14 protein-coding genes, 1 pseudogene and 1 riboswitch are annotated in these 19,532 nt (G+C 72.3%); of the genes and pseudogenes, 6 read left to right on the forward strand and 9 right to left on the reverse strand.

Features of this window, described 5'->3' with window-relative positions; translation table 11 throughout:
• Window positions 1-207 precede the first annotated feature (207 nt).
• The 4 genes and pseudogenes from ftsL to EDD30_RS09775 form a co-directional block, all read right to left on the reverse strand.
• A pseudogene (gene ftsL, locus EDD30_RS09760) lies at window positions 208-687 on the reverse strand (cell division protein FtsL); the annotation flags it as partial.
• On the reverse strand, window positions 684-1,751 hold the full coding sequence (rsmH, locus tag EDD30_RS09765) for a 16S rRNA (cytosine(1402)-N(4))-methyltransferase RsmH (RefSeq protein ID WP_071807515.1): 1,068 nt from the start codon (window positions 1,749-1,751) through the stop codon (window positions 684-686). The gene rsmH and the pseudogene ftsL, both read right to left, overlap by 4 nt.
• A 227-nt stretch (window positions 1,752-1,978) precedes the next feature.
• The gene (gene mraZ / locus EDD30_RS09770; protein WP_071807514.1) at window positions 1,979-2,410 is read right to left on the reverse strand and encodes a division/cell wall cluster transcriptional repressor MraZ; all 432 of its coding nucleotides are present in this window, start codon (window positions 2,408-2,410) and stop codon (window positions 1,979-1,981) included.
• A gap of 438 nt (window positions 2,411-2,848) precedes the next feature.
• Entirely contained in the window at window positions 2,849-3,661 is an 813-nt protein-coding gene (locus tag EDD30_RS09775) for a C40 family peptidase (RefSeq protein WP_244945182.1), read from the reverse strand.
• A 6-nt stretch (window positions 3,662-3,667) separates the two neighbouring features.
• Window positions 3,668-3,790: riboswitch (cyclic di-AMP (ydaO/yuaA leader) on the reverse strand.
• A gap of 504 nt (window positions 3,791-4,294) precedes the next feature.
• On the opposite strand from EDD30_RS09775, the gene EDD30_RS09780 reads away from it, so the two are divergent.
• The 3 genes from EDD30_RS09780 (at window position 4,295) to EDD30_RS09790 (ending at window position 7,064) form a co-directional block, all read left to right on the forward strand.
• Complete coding sequence (locus EDD30_RS09780) at window positions 4,295-5,515, forward strand: MurT ligase domain-containing protein (protein ID WP_071809668.1); 1,221 nt, start codon at window positions 4,295-4,297, stop codon at window positions 5,513-5,515.
• Window positions 5,516-5,548: 33 nt separating this feature from the next.
• On the forward strand, window positions 5,549-6,262 hold the full coding sequence (locus tag EDD30_RS09785; RefSeq protein WP_071809669.1) for a type 1 glutamine amidotransferase: 714 nt from the start codon (window positions 5,549-5,551) through the stop codon (window positions 6,260-6,262).
• A 64-nt stretch (window positions 6,263-6,326) separates the two neighbouring features.
• Window positions 6,327-7,064: a TVP38/TMEM64 family protein gene (locus EDD30_RS09790; protein ID WP_071809670.1), complete on the forward strand. Its 738-nt coding sequence runs from the start codon at window positions 6,327-6,329 to the stop codon at window positions 7,062-7,064.
• Between the two features lie 60 nt (window positions 7,065-7,124).
• On the opposite strand, the gene leuS is transcribed toward EDD30_RS09790, so the two are convergent.
• Window positions 7,125-9,938, reverse strand: coding sequence for a leucine--tRNA ligase (leuS, locus tag EDD30_RS09795; protein WP_084557790.1), 2,814 nt, complete (start codon window positions 9,936-9,938; stop codon window positions 7,125-7,127).
• A gap of 395 nt (window positions 9,939-10,333) precedes the next feature.
• Here leuS and EDD30_RS09800 point away from each other — a divergent pair, with 395 nt between their 5' ends.
• The 3 genes from EDD30_RS09800 to EDD30_RS09810 are packed head-to-tail and all read left to right on the forward strand — an operon-like array spanning window position 10,334 to window position 15,150.
• Window positions 10,334-11,383 carry an AAA family ATPase gene (locus EDD30_RS09800; RefSeq protein WP_071809672.1) on the forward strand — a complete coding sequence of 350 codons (1,050 nt, stop codon included), beginning with the start codon at window positions 10,334-10,336 and terminating at the stop codon, window positions 11,381-11,383.
• A 1-nt stretch (window position 11,384) separates the two neighbouring features.
• Window positions 11,385-12,677 carry a DUF58 domain-containing protein gene (locus EDD30_RS09805; RefSeq protein WP_071809673.1) on the forward strand — a complete coding sequence of 431 codons (1,293 nt, stop codon included), beginning with the start codon at window positions 11,385-11,387 and terminating at the stop codon, window positions 12,675-12,677.
• A 16-nt stretch (window positions 12,678-12,693) separates the two neighbouring features.
• Entirely contained in the window at window positions 12,694-15,150 is a 2,457-nt protein-coding gene (locus tag EDD30_RS09810) for a transglutaminase TgpA family protein (RefSeq protein WP_071809674.1), read from the forward strand.
• 503 nt (window positions 15,151-15,653) lie between these two features.
• Here the strand turns inward: EDD30_RS09810 and EDD30_RS09815 are convergent.
• The 4 genes from EDD30_RS09815 to EDD30_RS09830 form a co-directional block, all read right to left on the reverse strand.
• Complete coding sequence (locus tag EDD30_RS09815) at window positions 15,654-16,040, reverse strand: DUF3040 domain-containing protein (RefSeq protein ID WP_071809675.1); 387 nt, start codon at window positions 16,038-16,040, stop codon at window positions 15,654-15,656.
• Between the two features lie 92 nt (window positions 16,041-16,132).
• Window positions 16,133-17,428, reverse strand: a complete 1,296-nt coding sequence (locus tag EDD30_RS09820) for a DNA polymerase IV (RefSeq protein ID WP_071809676.1) — start codon at window positions 17,426-17,428, stop codon at window positions 16,133-16,135.
• 158 nt (window positions 17,429-17,586) lie between these two features.
• The gene (locus EDD30_RS09825; protein ID WP_071809677.1) at window positions 17,587-18,768 is read right to left on the reverse strand and encodes an alkaline phosphatase family protein; all 1,182 of its coding nucleotides are present in this window, start codon (window positions 18,766-18,768) and stop codon (window positions 17,587-17,589) included.
• Complete coding sequence (locus tag EDD30_RS09830; protein ID WP_071809678.1) at window positions 18,765-19,511, reverse strand: methyltransferase domain-containing protein; 747 nt, start codon at window positions 19,509-19,511, stop codon at window positions 18,765-18,767. Before EDD30_RS09830 ends, EDD30_RS09825 begins: the two co-directional genes overlap by 4 nt.
• Window positions 19,512-19,532 lie beyond the last annotated feature (21 nt).

The following is a 19,532-nucleotide window of genomic DNA, read 5'->3' on the forward strand; positions in this document are numbered from 1 at the left end:
CGGCACAGCCTGACCCGGCACAGCCTGACCCGGCACACCGGCCGGGTTGGCGGCGCCCGGCGTCACGTCCCGGGTGGTGGCGTCCTGGGTGGACGTGCCCGGCCGCGCCGGGGACGCGTTCTTCTCCGCGGTCGTGGCGGCGGTGGCCGGGTCCTGGGCGGTCACGGCCCTGGGTCCGCTGCCCGGCTTCATCACGCCGAACACCTTGCCGTCGGGCATCCGCAGGTAGGCCGGCGAGTCGGCCTTGACCAGGCCGAGCCGCCGCGCGGCCACATCCAGGTTGCCCGGCATGTTGTTGGCCGCGATCTCGTTCTCCAGCGCCTGCTGCCGCGCGTTCAGCTCGGCCTGCCGCTTCTCCAGCGTGTCGAGCTCGAACGAGTTCTCCGCCGTCTTGGTGTTGATCAGCAGGACGCCCAGCACGCCGGCCACGACGACCGCCACGACCAGCGCGATGAACGGCGCCCGCGGCGCGTTGATCGGTGCGGGCGGCGCGACCCGCAGGCGCGGCGCCGCGGCCGTCTCCCGCTGCTGCTCGGCGTCGAGCTTCAGCGCGGTGGTTCCCTGGATCGGGAACTGGCGCGCCCCCCGCGCCGTTCCCTTCGTGCCGGCCGGCGTACGCCGGCCCTTCTCCGCCCGCTCCGCGGTCCGGCCCCCCGACCGCGGCGCAGCGCTCGTGCGCTCGCTCAATGCCCCTCCCCCTCCTGGTGTTCCCCCGGGCGTCGCCGCCCTCGTCCCCCGTGCACGGACATCCGGGGCCGTTCGCGGGCGGCCCCTCGTCCCTGGTCTCGTTCCTCGATCCGTTCCGCGGCGCGCAGTTTCACCGACGCCGCGCGCGGGTTCTCCGCCACCTCCGCCGCCGTGGGCGGCTCCGAACCGCGGGTCAGCAATCGCAGGCTCGGCCCCGTCCCGGGCAGCTCGACCGGCAGATCGATCGGCCCGGTGCTACGCGCCCTCTCGGCCAGGGCACGCTTGACGATCCGGTCCTCCAATGACTGATACGACATGACGACAAGGCGCCCTTTCGGGGCCAGTAGGTCCAGCGCGGACGGTACCGCCGACTCGAGCGCGGTGAGCTCCGCATTTACCTCAATACGTAGTGCCTGAAACGTTCTTTTGGCGGGATTGCCACCCGTTCGCCGCGCGGCGGCCGGGATGGCGTCCCGGACCAGGTCCGCGAGCCGGGCAGAGGAGACGATCCGGGCCTTCGCCCGCTCGCGCACGATCGCCGAGACGATGCGCTGCGCGAACTTCTCCTCGCCGTACACCCGCAGGATCCGGACGAGCTCGCCCGGCTCGTAGCCGTTGACGACCTCCTCCGCGGTGATGCCCCGCGACTGGTCCATCCGCATGTCGAGCGGCGCGTCCTTGGCGTACGCGAAGCCGCGGTCCGCCTCGTCGAGCTGCAACGAGGACACGCCCAGGTCGAACAGCCCACTGTGGAAGACCGGGCGGCCGAGATCCGAGAGGACTTCGGGAAGCTCGTCGTACACGGCGTGGACCAGATGGATACGGCCGGCGAAGCGCTGGAGCCGGTGCCGGGAGTGCGCCAGCGCCTCCTGATCCCGGTCGAGTCCGATGAGGACCACGGCCGGGTGCCGCTCCAGGACGGCCTCGGCGTGCCCGCCCAGGCCGAGCGTGAAGTCGACGTGCACCGCACCGGGACGGTCGAGCGCGGGGGCGAGCAGCTCGAGGCAGCGCTCGAGCAGCACCGGCACGTGCGTGCCGCGAAGCTCCCCCATGTCGACCCCCATCGCCCCTGCACTTTCCCGCGCGCCACGCGGCCGACCTTTTGATCCGTATCCGATCGTCTTCCGTACCGCCAGATCCCCATCCGCTCGTGCCCGTTGCCATCGGGCGCGCCCCACCGGACACACGCCTGGCACCGGGGAAGAGGCGCCAGGAGCGGGAGCGGCTGGAGATCTCGCAGTACGGCGGCAGCGACGTCCGGACCACCTCGGCGGCCGACAGGTAACGACGCCTACAGTCCGCCGGGCAGCACCCCCTCCTCGATGTCGGCGAAGTCGTCCTCGCTCGCCGAGAGGTACTGCTCCCAGGACTGTCTGTCCCAGATCTCCACCCGTGTGCTCGCCCCGATCACCACGAGCTCACGGTCGAGAGCCGCGTATTCCCGCAGGTGCGCCGGGATGGTGACCCGGCCCTGCTTGTCGGGGATCTCGTCGTGCGCGCTGGCGAAGAACACCCGGCTGTAGGCCCGGGCGGCCTTGTGGGTGACCGGCTGGTCCCGCAACTGCCCCGCGATCCGCTGGAACTCCGGCATCGGGAACACATACAGGCAGCGCTCCTGCCCCTTGGTGATCACGACACCTCCCGCCAGCTCGTCCCGGAACTTCGCCGGAAGGATCAGCCGGCCCTTGTCGTCCAGGCGCGGGGTGTGCGTGCCGAGGAACATCGGCCGACCCCCCTTGCCCTGTGGCGCCGCTTCTCGAATGGCTCAGCGCGGTCCGCCGGTTCGCTCGGGCCGGCAGGCCCGGTCCGGCCCTGCCACTGCGCTCCACTCTACTCCACTTCCCTCCACTCGCAACCGGAATCGGCCCGTCTGCGAAGCGGATTCGCGGATGAATCCGCACGTCAGAAGCGGTGGGGTCGGGGTGGAGGGCGGAGCGGCTCCGATCATGGTCCACTTTCCGACAAGCCGCCCAGTCGGGCACGAAACTCCACTGAAAAAGGGCGTTCCGCGCGCGCGGAACGCCCTTTGGGGAGGGAAGTGGAGGGATCTTGCTGAGCGACGTGGAGGAAACGCGCGACGGCGGGGGCGACGACAGTGGGACGTGACCCGAACCGGGTCACGTCCCACTGAACCGTCGGTACCGCTCCTACCGCATCCGCGTCAGGCGGCGATGCGCCGCACGACGTAGTTGTTGCTCCAGATCTTGTGCTTGCCCACCGACATGCCCGGCCGCGGCGAGTCGTACATGTAGCCGCCGCCCGCGTAGATGCCGGCGTGGTAGCCGTGCGAGCCGTTGCGGAAGACGATGAGGTCGCCCACCTGCTTGCTGCTCTTGCTGACCTTCTTGCCGTAGTACTGCTGCGAGTTCGCGCTGTGCGGCAGCTTCTTGCCGGTCGCCTTCTTGTAGACGTACTTCGTGTAACCCGAGCAGTCGAAGCGCCGGGGACCTTCCGCGCCGTAGGCGTAGGCGGCGCCCCGGTGCTTCTTGGCCTCGGCGAGGATCCTCGCTCCGCTGGACCGGATGTGGATCTTGGTGGGCCTGGTCGTGGCCGCGGTGACGCCGCCCGCTCCGCCGAACGCGGTGCGGAACCACCTCGTCTCGTGCGGCGCGGTCGCGAAGGTGACGGCCCCCGAGGTGTTGCGGCTCTTCAGCCAGGTCTTCCATTTGCCGTTCTGATGCGTCTGGAGCCGCACCCAGCCGCCGACCACCTTCTTACCGGTCTTGGGGTTGATCAGCTTGGTGGTCACGCGAACCTTCGTGCCCCAGTTGACCTTGCGCGCGCTCCACGAGGAGGAGATGCGGGGCTTGACCGGCTTCGCCGCCGTGACCGTCGTGACGACGGGTGCCGCGGCCGCGGAGGCCGCAGGCGTCGCGATGAGCTGGCCGGCGCAGAGGCAGAGACCCAGGGACAGTGCGACGGTTCCGGTGCCGGCGGACATGCGGCGGCCCCGGCTCGAACTGCGTTCGTGCACGGTAGAAGATTCCCTCCGGCACGCCTGCGAGGTTAGCTGTCGGGTTCGGGCGGGAAGGTGTGCCCGGTCGCCGGGTGGCGACTTCACCCCGAGGTCCGCCGGGCCAGACGACCCGGGCGCGGACCGGAAATGGGTCCCCCGTCCCTGCCCCCGTATGCCTTTATGGTTGTTCGCTTGCTCCGTGGTCGTACCGCGCGGACCGGGGCAGGGCTCGGCGTGATCCGTGCGGTGCGAGCGGTGGGCGGTCGCTCACCGGCCCACCCTGCCTACCGGATTTTCTGATCCACCGCTTGCCCCCTGTCCGTCACTCTTCGTATTTGGCACAGTGGACAGTGTCCGGTTCGCAACCAGTCTGTGACATATGCCGCCACTATGAGCACACGACCAATCACTATCCGTCGATGGTTACGGGTGAATCACAACACATAAAAAGTGATGACGCGTCTGACCACGGAAGGGTGCAACGTCGGGCGAATGCCACCGAAAACCTCCCCACCGGGCCAAACACCACTCCGGACGCACGATGCCGATCGACCGTTCGGCCCATCCGGCGCCGGACGGGCAGCGTCGCACTCACCGCCACTCGACGTAGTGTCCGTTTCCGGTACCCTCGTCGCCGTGACGGACGGGAAAATGCCCTTGCGGGCCAAGGTCGCGACCTCCGTGTCGCGCACGGCGGCGGCGCTCTCGCGGGCCGCGGGACGCGGCGACGGCTCGGTCATCGGCGGCTGGATCGGCCTCAAGATCGACCCAGACCTGCTACGCAACCTCGCCGCCGGCCGGGCGATCGCGCTCGTCTCGGGCACCAACGGCAAGACCACCACGACCCGCTTCGCCGCCGCGGCGCTCGGGGTCCTGGGCCCGGTCGCCACCAACTCGTTCGGCGCCAACATGCCGACCGGGCACACCTCCGCGCTGGCGAAGGCCGGCGCGACCCCCTTCGCCGTCCTCGAGGTCGACGAGCACTACCTCGCGCAGGTGATCGACGAGACCGCACCCCGGGTGGTCGCCCTGCTCAACCTCTCCCGCGACCAGCTCGACCGGGCCAAGGAGGTGGCGATGATGGCGCAGATGTGGCGCACCGCCCTCGCCGGCCACCCGGACGTGCACGTCGTCGCCAACGCCGACGACCCGATGGTGGTCTGGTCGGCCGTCTCCGCCGGGCACGTCACCTGGTTCAGCGCCGGCCAGCGGTGGACGGACGACTCGTGGGTCTGCCCCGAATGCGGGGGGTCCATCCAGCGTGCACACGGCGACTGGTGGTGCACCGGCTGCCCGCTGCGCCGGCCGCAGGCACAGTGGACGGTCGACGAGGAGGGTGTGGTCGACCCCCGAGGTGACTGGCATCTGGTCAAGCTGCAACTGCCGGGCCAGGTCAACCTCGGCAACGCGGCCACCGCGCTGGCCGTGGCCGCGGAGTTCGGCGTACGCCCCATCGAGGCGGTGCCCCGGCTCGCGAGCGTGGCCTCGGTGGCCGGTCGCTACGCCCAGGTGGAACGCGACGGGCGCACCATCCGGCTGCTGCTGGCGAAGAACCCGGCCAGTTGGCTCGAGGCCTTCGACATGGCCGAGCTCGCCCCGACACTGCTCTCCATCAACGCGCGCGACCCCGACGGCTTCGACACCTCGTGGCTCTACGACGTCGACTTCTCTCCCCTGCGTGGACGGCCCGTCCTGATCACCGGCGACCGGGCCTACGACCTCGCGGTCCGGCTGGAAGTGAACGATGTGGCCTTCCGGCACGTTAAATCCTTCGACGAGGCGCTGCGGGCCACACCCCCGGGCCGACTCGAGGTGATCGCGAACTACACGGCGTTCCAGGACATCCGAGCGGAGCTGGATCGTGTCAACTGAGCTTGCCCGCAGCGGAGAACCGAGGTCGGAAGCATGAGCGAGAGCACCCTCCGGATCGTCTGGATCTATCCCGATCTCCTGTCGACCTACGGCGACCGGGGCAACATGCTGATCCTGGCGCGGCGCGCCCAGCTTCGCGGCATCCCGGTCGAGACCTACCAGGTCCGCTCGGACCAGCCGATGCCCACGACCGCCGACATCTATCTGATCGGCGGCGGCGAGGACGGGCCGCAGGCGCTGGCCGCCCAGCGGCTCATCGCCGACGGCGGCCTGCACCGCGCGGTGGCCCAGGGCGCAGCGGTGCTGGCGATCTGCGCCGGCTACCAGCTCTTCGGGTCCTCGTTCTCGGCCAAGGGCGCCAGATGTGCCGGGCTCGACCTGCTGGACATCAGCTCCGACCGGGGCGAGACCCGTGCGGTCGGCGAGGTGCGCGGCGACATCGACCCGCGCCTGGGCCTGCCCCCGCTGACCGGCTTCGAGAACCACGGCGGGCGCACCCACCTCGGCCCCGGCGTGGCGCCGCTGGCCCGGGTCACCGCCGGCATCGGCAACGACGGGCAGACCGAGGGCGCCTGGCACGGCAAGATCCTCGGCACGTACGCGCACGGCCCGGCGCTCGCTCGCAACCCAGCGATAGCCGATCTGCTACTGCGTTGGGCGACCGGCGCGGATAGTCTTCAACAGCTCGACGACACCTGGGCCGACCGGCTCCGGGGCGAGCGGCTCGCCGCAGCGGGTGCCGTATGACCCGATTCCACGCCTGACCAGCAGTTATTACTGGACCGACGAGAAGTAGGGGCGGTACGCCTGCATGACTGACTACCTGATCGCCCCGCCGGGCGCCCACTCCCCCGCCGCGGACCCTCAGGCCAGCCAGCAGACCCCGGACACGCCGATGGGCTGGCGTCACCGCCTCGCCCGGTTCGGCGTCCTCGCCGTCGCCGTCGCCGGGCTCGGCGTCGCGGCCGCCGTCCTCCCGCTGCAGTCGATCGCCCACTCGGTCATGTCCCTCGGCCCGGCCGCCGCGGTCGCCGTCGCGGTCGTGGGCGGGCTGCTGTTGTCGGTGCTGGTGCCGCGGACGGCGATCACCCTGGCCTGCGGCGCGCTGCTCGGCCCGGCGACGGGTGCGGCCGCCGCGCTGGCCGCCGCGGTGATCGCGGCGATCGCCACCTACTACGCGGGCCGCTGGGCGGGCCGGGGCGCGCTCGGTGCGAAGGCCGGCGGCCGGATGGCCCGGCTCGACGGCTGGCTCAACCGCCGCGGGCTGGCCGCGGTGCTGCTGGTGCGTTTCCTCCCGCTCGCGCCGTACGGCCTGATCGGCTACGCGTACGGCACCACGTCGGTCTGCCGCAAGCGCTACCTGCTCGGCACGACGCTCGCCGCGGTCCCGTCCGCGGTCTCCTACGCCGTGATCGGCGCCGCGGTGACCTCACCCGGGTCGATGAGCCCGCTGACCCTGACGCCGGCCGTCATCGGCTTCGGCCTGACCACCGCGATCGTGCTCCGCTGGCGGTTCACCGCCCGCCGCGCCGCCGCGGCCGCCGCCTGAGAGAGCCACTGAGAAGGGCCCGCCGCGCACCTGCGCGACGGGCCCTTTCCATGACCCGGGTCAGACGACGACGCTCACCAGGCGTCCCGGGACCACGATGACCTTGCGAGGCTCGCGGCCCGCCAGCACCTCGGCCACCGCGGCCAGCGCGGCCTCCCGTACGGCATCCTCGGCCGTGTCCGGCGCGACCTCGACCCGCCCTCGGACCTTGCCGTTGACCTGCACCGGATAGGTCACCGACTCGGCGACCAACTGGGCCGGGTCGGCGACCGGGAAGTCCGCGTACGCCAGCGTGCCCTCGTGGCCCAGCTTGCGCCACAGCTCCTCGGCCAGGTGCGGCGCGAACGGCGACATCATCAGCACCAGCGGCTCCACCGCCTCGCGCGAGGTCGTCTCCAGCGGCGTCAGCGTGTTGGTCAACTGGATCAGCTTGGCGATCGCCGTGTTGAAGCGCAGCTCGTCCATGTCCTCGCGGACCCCGGCGATGGTCTGGTGCAGCGCCCGGCGGACCTTCGGGTCCAGCGGGTCGTCGGTGACCCGCACCGCACCGCTGTCCTCGTCGACGATCAGGCGCCACACCCGCTGCAGGAACCGCTGCGACCCCACGACCGCGCGGGTCTCCCACGGGCGCGAGACGTCCAGCGGGCCCATCGCCATCTCGTACACCCGGAACGTGTCGGCGCCGTACTGCTCGCTCATCTCGTCCGGGGTGACGACGTTCTTCAGCGACTTGCCCATCTTGCCGTACTCGCGGGCGACCTCCTGCTCGCCGTGGAACCACTTGCCGTCACGCTCGACGACCTCCCCGGCGGGCACGATCACCCCGCGGGCGTCGCGGTAGGCGTACGCCTGGATGTAGCCCTGGTTGAACAGCTTGCGGAACGGCTCGAAGGACGAGACGTGGCCCAGGTCGAACAGGACCTTGTGCCAGAAGCGGGCGTACAGCAGGTGCAGGACCGCGTGCTCGACGCCGCCGACGTACAGGTCGACGCCGCCGGGGTCGCCCGGACCCTGCGGGCCCATCCAGTACGCCTCGTTGTCCTTGTCGACCAGCGCCTTGTCGTTGCGCGGGTCCAGGTAACGCAGCTCGTACCAGCAGGAGCCGGCCCACTGCGGCATGGTGTTGGTCTCGCGGGTGTAGGTCTTCGGGCCGTCGCCCAGGTCCAGCTCGACCTGTACCCAGTCCTTCTTGCGCGACAGCGGCGTCTCCGGCTCGGTGTCGGCGTCGTCCGGGTCGAAGGTGCGCGGCGAGAAGTCGTCGACCTCGGGCAGCTCGACGGGCAGCATCGACTCCGGCAGCGCGACCGGCAGGCCGGTCTCGTCGTAGACGATCGGGAACGGCTCGCCCCAGTAGCGCTGCCGGCTGAACAGCCAGTCCCGCAGCCGGTAGGTGGTGGCTCCCGTGCCCTTGCCGTGCTCCTCCAGCCAGGCGATCATCGCCGCCTTGGCCTCGGCGACACCCATGCCGTTCAGCCAGTCGCTGTTGATCGCCGGCCCGTCGCCGATGAAGGCTCCCTCGAATCCTTCCGGCGCTTCGACCGTACGGATGATCGGCAGCTCGAAGACCTCCGCGAAGGCCCAGTCGCGCTCGTCCTGGCCGGGCACCGCCATGATCGCGCCGGTGCCGTAGCCGGCCAGCACGTAGTCGGCGATGAACACGGGGATGCGCGCGCCGTTGACCGGATTGGTCGCGTACGCGCCGGTGAAGACGCCGGTCTTGACCTTGGCGTCGGCGGTGCGCTCCTCCTCCGTCTTCGCCGCGGCGGCGGCCCGGTAGGCCGCGACGGCTTCGGCCGGCGTCGCGTGGCCGCCGGTCCAGGCGTCCCTGGTGCCCTCCGGCCAGGCCGCGGGCACCAGGGCGGAGACCAGCTCGTGCTCCGGCGCCAGCACCATGTAGGTGGCGCCGAACAGGGTGTCGGGGCGCGTCGTGAAGACCCGGATGCGACCGTCGCCGGCCTCGAAGTCGACGTGGGCGCCCCGGCTGCGGCCGATCCAGTTGCGCTGCATCAGCTTGACGGGCTCGGGCCAGTCCAGCGCGTCCAGGTCGTCGACCAGGCGGTCACCGTACGCGGTGATGCGCATCATCCACTGCTTCAGCGCGCGCGGGAAGACGGGGTAGTTGCCGCGCTCGCTGCGGCCGTCCGGCGTGACCTCCTCGTTGGCCAGCACCGTGCCCAGCCCCGGGCACCAGTTGACCGGCGCCTCGCTGACGTACGCCAGGCGGTGGTCGTCGATCAGCCTGCGCCGGTCGTCCGGCGACAGCGCGTCCCAGCTCCCGCCCGGCACCGGCCGCCGGCCGGAGGCGAAGGCCTCGATCAGCTCGTCGATCGGACGTGCCTTGCGCAGCTCCGGATCGAACCAGGAGTTGTAGACCTGCAGGAAGATCCACTGGGTCCAGCGGTAATAGTCCGGGTCGGTGGTGGAGAAGGTGCGGCGCTCGTCGTACGCCAGTCCCAGGCGCCGCAACTGTCCCCGGTATCGCTCGACGTTCGCCTCGGTCGTGGTGCGCGGGTGCGTGCCGGTCTGCACCGCGTACTGCTCGGCCGGCAGCCCGAACGCGTCGAAGCCCATGGGGTGCAGCACGTTGAAGCCCGCCATGCGCTTGTAGCGGGTGTAGGAGTCGGTGCCGATGTAGCCCAGCGGGTGCCCGACGTGCAGGCCCGCGCCCGACGGGTACGGGAACATGTCCTGCACGTGCAGCTTGGGCGCCCCGGCCCGAGGGTGCGTGGGATCGGCCAGCTCACCGGTGGGGTTCGGCGCGAAGAAGGTGCCGTTCTCGGCCCAGTACGCCTGCCAGCGCGGCTCGATCTCCGCCGCCATCGCGGCCGTGTAGCGGTACGGCGGGACGTCCGCGCCGGTCTCGGACTCGCTCATCGTCACCATCTCGTTCTCGTCGGCCTGCCTGGGGACACAAAAAAGGCCCCCTACGCAGGAGGGGGCGCCGCGCTGAGTCTCGTCCGCCGGACGAGCAGCACGGCTAGCTAAGAAGCAGGAAGGCACGGGCCATAGGGGGATGATACCCGCCCCGCTTGGGTCGCGACGACCGGTATCGTCCGCGCCGATTCGTAACCCATCCGATATGCGTATCTGGTTGACCGAGTGCCGAATTGAGGCCCAACGCCCCACTCGGCTAGTTGGTGTGACCGGGATAACCTGTGGAGAACGGGCGGCGGCGCCGGAGGCCCACGGACACCCCGGCCGCCCGCGAACCTTCGGCCCCTTACCGGTGTCAACACCGGGAAGGGGCTTGAACGACATGGAGGAGGCCCGTGACAACCCCTACCTGGGACGAGCCCGGCGGTCCGCTGCCGGCTGACGCTTTTCGCGCCGCCAGCGAAGCGATCATCGCCAACATCGAGCAGGTCATCGAGGGCAAGAGCGCGACCGTACGGCTCGCGCTCGCCGTGATGCTGGCCGAGGGCCACCTGCTGATCGAGGACGTACCCGGCGTCGGCAAGACGACACTTGCCAAGGCGCTGGCCCGCTCGATCGACTGCTCGGTGCGCCGTATCCAGTTCACCCCGGACCTGCTGCCCAGTGACGTGACCGGCGTCAGCGTCTACAACCAGGAGACGCGCGACTTCGAGTTCAAGCCGGGCGCGGTCTTCGCCAACCTCGTAGTCGGCGACGAGATCAACCGGGCCTCCCCGAAGACCCAGTCCGCCCTGCTCGAGTGCATGGAGGAGCGGCAGGTCACGGTCGACGGGACCACGTACGAGCTGCAGTCGCCGTTCATGGTCATCGCGACCCAGAACCCGATCGAGATGGAGGGCACGTACCCGCTGCCCGAGGCGCAGCGTGACCGGTTCACCGCCCGGATCGCCATGGGCTACCCGGACCCGCGTGCGGAGATGGCCATGCTCAACGGCCACGGCGCCCACGACCCGTTCGACGACCTGCGGGCCGTCGCGGACGCGGCGCTGATGCGCCGCCTGATCGCCACCGCGCGCGACGTGCACGCGGCCGAGGCCGTCCAGCAGTACGCGATCGCTCTGGTCACGGCCACCCGCGAGGCCCCGGAGATCCGCCTCGGCGCGTCGCCGCGGTCCACGTTGCAGCTCATCCGCACGGCCAAGGCGGTCGCGGCGCTCGAGGGACGCGACTACGTGCTCCCCGACGACCTGCAGGCGCTGGCCGTGCCGGTCCTCGCGCACCGGATCATCCCGACCGCCGACGCGCAGCTCAACCGCCGCACCACGGACGCGATCGTGGCCGAGATCGTGCACCGGCTGCCGCTGCCGCACGACCGCAACCGCTCGCCGTACGACACCCGTGCCGCGGGCGGCGGAGGCACGCAGTACGAGTCGCGGGGGCTCTGACATGCGGGAGGCCCTGCGGGGCATGACCACCCGCGGCCGCTCGTTCCTCGCCGCGGCCGGCGCCGCGGGGGTCTCCGCCGTGATCCTCGGCGAGAAGGACCTGCTGCGCGTCGCGATCCTGCTGGCGGCACTGCCGCTGCTGGCCGCGGCGTATGTCGGACGCAGCCGGTACAAGCTGGCCTGCACCCGCTCGCTGGAGCCGGGCCGGGCGCCGGTCGGCTCCAGCGCGCGGGTCGTGCTGCGCCTGCAGAACCTGTCCCGGCTGCCCACGGGCACGCTGCTGATGGAGGACCGGCTGCCGTACGCCCTGGGCAGCCGGCCCCGCGTCGTGCTCGAACGCCTCGGCGCGCACATGGCGAGCTCTGTGGCGTACACGGTGCGCGCCGACGTCCGCGGCCGCTACCCGGTGGGCCCGCTGGTGATCCGGCTGACCGACCCCTTCGGCCTGTGCGAGCTGACCCGTTCCTTCCCCAGCGTCGACCGGCTCACGGTCATCCCCGAGGTGACCCCGCTGCCCGCGGTGCGCCTGGCGGGCGAGTACGCGGGCACCGGTGACAGCCGTGCCCGCTCGGTCGCCGTGCACGGCGAGGACGACGCGGCCACCCGCGAGTACCGCCGCGGCGACGACCTGAGGCGGGTCCACTGGCGCTCGACCGCCCGCACCGGCGAGCTGATGGTGCGCCGCGAGGAGCAGCCCTGGGAGTCGCGGGCCACCGTCGTCCTCGACACCCGGCTCTACGCCCACCGCGGCGACGGCCCGACGGCCAGCTTCGAGTGGGCGGTCTCGGCGGCCGCCAGCATCGCGGTCCACCTGCGCCAGTCCGGATACAAACTCCGCCTGGTCACGGGTACGGGCATCGACCTCGACGCGATCGAGGCCGGCGGCGAGGGCGCCGTGCTGGACACCCTCGCGGACGTGAAACTGACCCAGAACGGCGACCTCTCCGTCCTGGTCGACATGGTCCGGCGCCGCTCCGACGGCGGACTCGTGATCGGGCTGTTCGGCGCGCTCACCGTCGCCGAGGCCGAGATCCTCACCGGCCTGCGCGGCAACGGCGCCACCTGCATCGGGTTCGCCGTGGACAGCTCCACCTGGGTTTCCATGACGCCCACCGACCGGCAGGAGTCGGACCGGCAGCACGCGGCGGCGTCGCTGGCCCTGGTGCGCAGCGGCTGGCGCTCGGTGCCGGTGAAGCACGGCGACTCGCTCGCGACGCTGTGGCCGGCGGCCGGGCGCGGATCCCAGGGCTTCGCCGTCCGGGCCCCGATGGCCGAGACCGTGGCGGGCATGTGATGACGGGAGGTCTGCTGTGACCGGGCGACGACGACTCGGACTGGTGGCCGCGGCGGCGACGCTGCTCTCCGCGGCACCCTTGTCGGCGATCTTCGACACCTGGACCTGGCTGCTGCAGTGCATCCTCGCGGTCAGCCTGGTCGCCGGCTCGGCGGTGTTGACCCGCAGCCTGCGCCTGCCCACCTGGGCCCAGATCGTGGGCATGGCGCTGACGCTGCTGCTCACGCTCTCCTGGATGTTCCCCAGCGGCGACGAGCTGCTGTCGGTGATCCCGACGCCGCCGACCTTCCAGCACTTCGGCGAGCTGTTCGCCCAGGCCGGCACGGACACCCGGTCGTACGGCGTACCGGTCCCCGACCGCGACGGCCTGCTCTTCATCGCCACGCTGGGCATCGGCGCGGTCGCCATCGCCGTCGACCTGCTCACCGTGGTGGCCCGCCGCCCCGCGCTGGCCGGCCTGCCGATGCTGGCCATCTACTCGGTGCCGGTCGCGGTGTACGTCGACAGCGTCCCGGTCTTCCCCTTCGTCGTGGGCGCGATCGGCTTCCTCTGGCTGCTGGTCGCCGACAACGTCGACCGGGTCCGCCGCTTCGGCCGCCGCTTCACCGGCGACGGCCGCGACGTCGACGTCTGGGAACCGTCGCCGCTGGCCGCGGCCGGCCGCCGGCTCGCCGTGATCGGCGTCGCCGCCGCGGTGCTGCTCCCGCTGACCGTGCCCGGCCTCGACACCGGCCTGCTCAACCGGCTCACCCAGGTGGGCACGGGCGTGGGCGGCGGTACGGGCGGCGGCGGCAGCGGCCGCGTCAACCTCTTCGCCTCGCTCACCGGCGACCTCAACCAGAGCGAGACCGTCGACTACATCAAGGTCAGGACCAACGAGCCGGACCCGTACTACCTGCGCTTCGGCACCGCGGACTTGCTCACCGCCGAGGGCATCGCCAACCGCACGCCGACCGGCAGCCCGCTCTCGCGCGGTCTGCCCGACCCCCGGGAAAACCCCGTCGTCACCGGGGACCTCAAGCAGTACCGCGCGGAGGTCGAGATCACGAACAAATACGCGCAGACCCTCGCGCCGGTCTACTCGTCGACCATCAAGGTCGACGGTCTCGACGGCGCCTGGTCGTACGACTCGACCGCTCAGGCCATCTTCTCCCGGCGCAACACCACCAAGAGCCAGAAGTACTCCTTCGACTACGTCCGCGCCAAGTACACGCCGGACCAGCTCCGCCAGGCCGAGCCGCTGGCCGCCGACGACCCGATCCGCCAGGAGTTCACCACCGTCCCCGACGATCCCAGCGTCAAGGCCCTGGTGGCACGCCTGACCAAGGACAAGGAGTCCGAGTACGACAAGGTCTTTGCGCTCTACCGGCACTTCTCCCGGGACAACGGCTTCTCGTACGCCCTGAAGGCGCCGGAACCGGAGGGCGGCGCCTCGGCCATCGCCGCCTTCCTGGAACAGAAGACCGGCTTCTGTCAGCAGTACGCGACGGCGCTCGCCTGGATGTCCCGCGTGGCCGGCATCCCGGCCCGAGTGGCGTTCGGCTTCACCCGCGGCGGCGGCCGCGAGGGCGACCGGTACGTCATCACGAACCGCAACGCCCACGCCTGGACCGAGGTCTACCTCGACGGCTTCGGCTGGATCCCGTTCGACGCCACCCCGCAGGCGTCGGTCGTCGGCTCCAGCCGCTCGGAGTGGGCGCCCGACATCGACCGGGTCGACACCCCCTCGGCGTCGCCGACGGCCTCGAGCGCACCGGGCGCCTCCAGCTCCGTCGGCCCGGGCGGCGCCAACCGCCCCGACCGGGACCCCAGCGAGAACAACCTCGGCGCCACCGGCGCCGAGAACCCGTCGGGCGGCTCCTCCACCGGCCTGCTGATCACCGGCCTCGCCGCACTGGTGGTGGCCTTGCTGCTGGTCCCGGCACTCCGCCGGATCCTGGTCCGCAAGCGCCGGCACGCGGCGACGGCCCCGGTCACGACGGCGACCGCAACGGCATCCCCACCGGGAACCCGCGACGTCACCGTCACGACCGAGACGGTACGCGCCCGCGAGGACGCCCACGCCGCCTGGGACGAGCTCGTGGACACGATGGTCGACTACCGCGTACCGGTGGACCCGACCGAGACCCCCCGGCACACCGCCCAGCGGTTGATCCGCGAGGCGGAGCTGGCCGGCGCGCCGGCCGACGGTGCGGTCCTGCTGGGCCACGCCGAGGAACGCGCCCGGTATGCCCGCCGCCCGCTGCAGGGAGAGGGGCTCACGGCGGCCCTGACGCAGGTGCGCAAGGGCCTGGCCGCCACGGCAACACGCCCGACCCGGCTCAGGGCGGTACTCCTGCCGCCGTCGGTGATACTCCGCTGGCGCATGGGCCTGGCCGAGCAGTCGACACGCTGGCTGAGCTCGTTCAGCCGGGCGCGCGACGTGCTGGTCCGGTTCAGCCCACGCCGGCTGCTCGCGGGACGTGCCCGCTGAGCACGCCCCTTCGAGCGACAGCCGCGGCCGCCGACGGGTGACCGGGCAGGGGCAGACGACGCCCCTGCCCGGTCACCCGGGACCGGCAGACCACGCCTGCCCGATGACCTGGGGCGGCGGGCCGTTTCCGGGCCGTGGGGGAAGGCAGCCGCACCGGCGTCCTCCGCCGAAGGGCCGGGCCGGACCGCAACAGCGGCAGGCGGGCAGGCGGGCGGGACCGTCAACGCTTCCGCGAACACGGTGACGAGCAGCGCCGACACGGCCGCGGCAAGAGTGAGCGGCCCGGACAGCGGCGTTGTGGGCGAGCGGGTCGAAGCCGGCGGGCCGGGATGGGCGAGCGGGCGGCCGCGATGGGCGAGCAGCGTTCGGCGGCGTCCGGGCCGCCGTCGTATCGTCGCGGGCCGGGCGCCGCTGGGTGGTGGCCGGCTCATCGTGGGTGATGAGGCGGCGAATATGGCGATGGCGGCCGAGTGGCCGCCATCGTGTCGCCGTGGGTCGCCGGGTTAGCGGTGGCCCTCGGGGCGCTGACGCCAGCGGTCCTCGAGCCGGTCGATGATGCCCGCCTTGCGCGTCTGCCGGGTGCGGCGCGTAGCGGTGCCGCCGACGGCGTGCAGGTCGGGTGCCTGCCCCTTGCGGCGGGTCTGCATCGCGAACGCGGCCGCGGACAGCATGACCACGAAACCGGCCACGCCGAGCGGCGTATTGCTGCTCACCGTGCCGTAGACAACCAGTGCGAGACCCAAGGCGATCACGAACGCCCCGGCGACCAGCCGCCGCCGGGCGTGGAAGCGCGGGTCACTGTTTCGCACAGCCGAGGCGAACTTGGGGTCCTCGGCAAGCGACCGCTCGATCTGATCGAACAGCCGCTGCTCGTGCTCCGAGAGCGGCACGGCATTCCTCCCCGGGCGCATGTCCGGCCCTCCGGCGTTGGTGCGGGCGGGCCGATGGTGCGAGGCAGCCGACCGGCTGCCTTACCGCAAGTCTACGAGGGGGTTGGCGGGTCGGAAAGCGGGACGACCGTCGAGTGCGGGTGATTTTCGGTCCGGCGGAGATCGGTTCGTCCCAAAAGACTGGCCCGTCCGACGATGGAGCGGCCGAACCGGGCGGCGACCGCATCGGCCGCGGCCTCCGCCTCCCGCCAGCCACGCTCCGGCTCACCCAGGGTGAGCTGCCGGGATGCGGTCGCCGCGGCGGCGAGGCCCTCGACCCGGACGCCGACCAACCGGATCGGCTCGGCCGGGCGCAGCGCCTCGAACAGCGCCCAGGAGATCTCGAAGATCTCGCGTGCCACATCGGTGGTCGTCCGCATCGTGCGAGACCGACTGACCGTGCGAAAGTCGGCGAGCCGGATCTTTATGGACACGGTGCGCCCCACGTTGCCGCTCGCGCGCAGCCGGGCGCCGACCTTGTCGGAGAGCGCGAGCAGACTGCGGCGGATCGTGGTGGGGTCGGTGACGTCGATGTCGTAGGTCAACTCGGCACCGATCGATTTCTCCTCGTGCTCGGCGACCACCCGGCGCGGGTCCCGCCCCCAGGACAGCTCGTGCAGGTGGGCGGCGGACGCCTCCCCGAGCGCGCCGCGCAGCATGCGCACCGGCGCGCGGGCCAGGTCGCCGACGGTCATCAGGCCGAGCCGGTGCAGGTGCGCGGCCGCCTTCTCGCCCACGCCCCAGAGCGCGCCGACGGGCAACGGGTGCAGGAACTCCAGGACCTGGCCGGACGGGACGACCATCATGCCGTCGGGCTTGGCGCGGGTCGAGCCGAGCTTGGCGACGAACTTGCTCGGGGCGACCCCGACCGAGCAGGTCAGCCGCTGCTCCGCGAAGACCCGCCGCCGGATCGACCGGGCGATCTCCGCGGGCCGCCCGAGCAGCCGCTGGGCGCCGGCCACGTCGAGAAAGGCCTCGTCGAGCGAGAGGGGCTCGACCAGCGGGGTCACGTCGCGGAAGATCCGCATGACCGCCTCGGAGGCGGCCGAGTATGCGCTGAAGTCGGGCGGCAGGAACACGGCCTGCGGGCACAGCGCCCGCGCCCGCATGCCCGGCATCGCGCTGCGCACGCCGAAGCGCCGGGCCTCGTAGCTGGCCGAGCTGACCACCCCGCGCGGACCCGCCCCGCCCACCACGACGGGCCGCCCACGCAGCTCGGGCCGGCGGCGCACCTCGACGGAGGCGAAGAACGCGTCCATGTCGACGTGCAGGATCGTGCACCCCGCGTCGTCGGCGTCCGGGCCGAACCGCGGGTCACGCCCCTGCCCGATCGCCTGACTGCGTCCCACGGCAGCACACTAGCCAGAGGGTCTGACAAAAACCGCGTCCGCCCTGCTGAACGTCAGACGGAACCGCATCCGGCCCTACCAAGATCCGACACGAACGCATCCGGCCCGATCGAGGTCAGACAGAACCGCATCCGGCCGGCCGCAGGTCTGAAACGCGGTCAGGCACTGGGACGGACGTAACTGAGCAGCGGAACCGTCATCTCCGTGGCGGTGACGGAGCCGTGGTAGGCCACCAGCCGCCCGACCGTCGGCGGCTCCCACCCGCCGGCGAGCACGACGGTGCGATCGAGGCACACGACCACCACATCCCCGATGCGCCCGAGATGGCCCGACGGCACCGGGCCGTAGAGGCCGCTCCCGACCGCCTCCTCGCGCGTGAGCACCCACGCCGACGCACCGAGCACCGAGCGGTACGCCGCCACGACGTCGGCCGCCGCGCCGTCCCGGGTGTGCAGGTAGCGAACCCGCGGCTCCCCGGAGACACCCACGATCCCGGCGCTCAGGGCGGGGTCGGCGGCCAGGTCGACGCGGGTGTCGGCCGGGATGTCGAGCTGCCCGTGATCGGCCGTGACCAGCAGCGCGGCGCCCGGTGGCAGCCCGTCGACCAGGCGCGCGACCAGCGCGCCGACGGTGACCGCGGCGGCCCGCCACGGGTCGGAGTCGATGCCGGAGGCGTGCCCGTGGTGGTCGAGGTCGGGGTGGTAGCCGTACACGAGGCCGGGCCCGTCCAGCGCCGCCAGCATGGCCGTGGCCAGGGCGTGCGGGTCACCGGCCCCGGTGAACCTCGCGCCGCGGTAGGCCGCGACGGTCAGCCCGGTGCCCGCGAACTCGGCCTTGGTGACCAGCGTGGTGGGGGTCCCGGCGGCGGCCGCCGTCTCGAACCGCGTCGGGACCGGCTGCCAGAGTGCCGGGTCCGGGTCGGCGCCCCACACGATGTGGTTCAGCACGCCGCCGTCCGGCCGCCGTACCGTGAAGCCCAGAATGCCGTGCGCGCCGGGCGGCGCGCCGGTGCCGAGGGTGACCAGGCTGACCGGCGTCGTGGAGGGAAAACCCGAGGTCAGCGTCCGTCCGTCAAGCTGCGTCAGAATCGGCGCGTGCGCCGCCGCGACCGGGATCTGGTACGCCCCCAGCCCGTCGACCAGCAGCACCGCGACCCGGTCCACGCCGCCGAGCACCTCGCCGAGCCCCAGCACGTCCGTGGCACCGGGCACCCCGAGCACGGCCATCACGCTCGGCATCAGCTCGGCAAGGCTCCCGGAACCGTAGGCGGGCCGCACCACCGCGAGCGCCCCGGACCCACCCAGCGATCCGGGGCCGGGCAGACCGGAGCCGGGCGTCACGGGCGGCGAGCGAAGACGTGGAGCTGGGCCGCGATGTCGCGGAACGGCGGCCGGGTGGACAGCGCCAGCTCCAGATCGAGCATGGTCCGCGGGTCCGCCTCCACCACCGCGGCGGGCAGGAGGTCCGCGAGGACCCGTACCCCTCGGGTCTCCTCGACCGTGAGCCCCACCGCCGTGAGCAGCGCCTCGGCGGTCTCCGCGTCGTAGCGCCGGCGCAGTGTGTCGCGCCCGCCGGCGCGGCCGTCGGGGTCGTCGAGCAGCGCGGACGCCGCGTCCAGATGACCGTTGAAGGCCCGGCCGAGCACCGCGGCGGCCCGCCCGGCGACCAGCAGGCTGACCGCTCCCCCGGGCCGCAGCGCCGCCGCGACGGCGGCGACCACGTCCGCCGGGTCGTCGACGACCTCGAGCACGGCGTGGCACAGGATCAGGTCGGCGCTGCCCGGCGCGACCAGCCCGGCGAGCGCGTCGCCGTCGCCCTGGACGGCGCGGACCCGGTCGGCGACGCCCGCGTCGGCGGCGCGCCGGGTGAGGGCGGCGAGCGCGTCCGGGCTGGCGTCGACGACCGTGACGCGATGCCCGGCCTCGGCCAGCGGTACGGCGAAGCCTCCGGTTCCGCCGCCGACGTCCACCACGGTCAGTTCCCGCCCGGCGTGACGCTCGAGCTCGCGGCGGAGCACGGCCCAGACGGCGGCCGTGCGCGGGGTGACGGGCGGTCGGGGGCTACGCGTCGGTGCGGTGTCCACCCGCGCAGCGTATCGGCCGAC

Origin of the sequence: Couchioplanes caeruleus (assembly GCF_003751945.1) — a bacterium.
GTDB lineage: Bacteria > Actinomycetota > Actinomycetes > Mycobacteriales > Micromonosporaceae > Actinoplanes > Actinoplanes caeruleus.

Bases quoted from the DNA above. Each gene is read 5' to 3' on its own strand.
- EDD30_RS09780 (WP_071809668.1), top strand. From the start codon at position 4,295: ATGCCCTTGCGGGCCAAGGTCGCGACCTCCGTGTCGCGCACGGCGGCG.
- rsmH (WP_071807515.1), bottom strand. From the start codon at position 1,751: ATGGGGGTCGACATGGGGGAGCTTCGCGGCACGCACGTGCCGGTGCTG.
- EDD30_RS09805 (WP_071809673.1), top strand. From the start codon at position 11,385: ATGCGGGAGGCCCTGCGGGGCATGACCACCCGCGGCCGCTCGTTCCTC.
- mraZ (WP_071807514.1), bottom strand. From the start codon at position 2,410: ATGTTCCTCGGCACGCACACCCCGCGCCTGGACGACAAGGGCCGGCTG.
- leuS (WP_084557790.1), bottom strand. From the start codon at position 9,938: ATGAGCGAGTCCGAGACCGGCGCGGACGTCCCGCCGTACCGCTACACG.
- EDD30_RS09790 (WP_071809670.1), top strand. From the start codon at position 6,327: ATGACTGACTACCTGATCGCCCCGCCGGGCGCCCACTCCCCCGCCGCG.
- EDD30_RS09785 (WP_071809669.1), top strand. From the start codon at position 5,549: ATGAGCGAGAGCACCCTCCGGATCGTCTGGATCTATCCCGATCTCCTG.